Origin of the sequence: Ferrigenium sp. UT5 (genome assembly GCF_045866295.1) — a bacterium.
Lineage (GTDB): Bacteria > Pseudomonadota > Gammaproteobacteria > Burkholderiales > Gallionellaceae > Sideroxyarcus.
Map to the genome: position 1 here is coordinate 1 of NZ_BAAFRY010000057.1, position 1,376 is coordinate 1,376.

At 59.9% G+C, this 1,376-nt stretch carries 1 protein-coding gene; it reads left to right on the top strand.

What is annotated here, in order from left to right:
• The first annotated feature begins 56 nt into the window (after positions 1–56).
• Positions 57–1,307 carry an IS256 family transposase gene (locus ACKTSJ_RS11095; protein ID WP_407900226.1) on the top strand — a complete coding sequence of 417 codons (1,251 nt, stop codon included), beginning with the start codon at positions 57–59 and terminating at the stop codon, positions 1,305–1,307.
• Positions 1,308–1,376 lie beyond the last annotated feature (69 nt).

Consider the following 1,376-nt stretch of genomic DNA (forward strand, 5'->3'; position numbering starts at 1 on the left):
GAGCCTGTCATAAATTTTGTGTTTGAGGCATAACATGCAACCTGAAAGGAACATGTATGCCAAGCAAAACGAGCAAGAAGCAAGCTGCGGTTCTACCGCGCATTCCGAAGGAACTCATTGACCAGATGGTCAGCGGCCCGATGACAGCCGAGGCGGTGAATGCCGCTTCCATGGCGTTCAAAAAGGCGCTGATCGAGCGAGCGCTGGGTGCCGAACTCAGCTATCACCTGGGTTATGCGCCTGGAGCCAAGCCTGAAGGCGCCGACAACCAGCGCAACGGCGTCAGTGGCAAAACGGTACTCACGGAAGATGGCCCGTTGCGGATCGACGTTCCGCGCGACCGGCAGGGCCGCTTCGAACCCCTCCTCATTCCCAAGCACGAACGACGCTTCACCGGCTTCGACGACAAGATCGTCGCCCTGTATGCGCGCGGCATGACAGTGCGCGAGATTCAGGGGTTCTTGACTGACCAGTACGGCACCGAGGTATCGCCGGAATTCATCAGCACGGTCACCGATGCCGTGATGTCCGAGGTCAACGCCTGGCAGTCACGCCCGTTGGAGCCGATGTATCCGGTGGTGTTCTTCGATGCCCTGCGGGTCAAGATTCGCGAGGACGCCGTGGTTCGCAACAAGGCGATCTACCTGGCGCTGGGCGTCCTGCCCGATGGCACGCGCGACATCCTCGGACTGTGGATCGAGAACACCGAGGGCGCCAAATTCTGGATGAAGGTCTTCAACGACCTCAAGACGCGGGGTGTCGCCGACATCCTGATTGCTGTCACCGATGGCCTGAAGGGGATGCCGGAGGCGCTATCAGCCGTGTTCCCGGCCACCACCTTGCAAACCTGCATCGTGCATCTGATTCGCAACAGCCTGGACTACGCCAACTGGAAGGATCGCAAGGCGCTGGCGGCGGCAATCAAGCCGATCTACACCGCACCCAGCGCAGAGGCTGCATTCGCCGAACTCGATGCCTTCGAGCAAGGGCCGTGGGGTGGGAAATTCCCGACCGTGGTCGCTGCCTGGCGACGGGCGTGGGATCGGGTGATCCCGTTCTTTGCCTTTCCGCCATCGATACGCCGCGTCATCTACACCACCAACGCCATCGAGAGCGTGAACGCCAGACTGCGCAAGATCATCAAGACGCGCGGCCATTTCCCGAGCGATGATGCGGCAGCCAAGCTAATCTGGCTGGCCCTGCGTAATATCACTGCCGACTGGGGGCGCGCGGCCAGGGACTGGAAGGAGGCGATGAATCAGTTCGCCATTCTGTACGATGATCGCTTTATCCGTTCGATCCAGTAAAATGCATTCCGGCGAACCTGATGTGGGCACGTCTCAACCCGCCTCAAACACAAAAATCCTGACACTCCC

Bases quoted from the DNA above. Each gene is read 5' to 3' on its own strand.
- ACKTSJ_RS11095 (WP_407900226.1), top strand. From the start codon at position 57: ATGCCAAGCAAAACGAGCAAGAAGCAAGCTGCGGTTCTACCGCGCATT.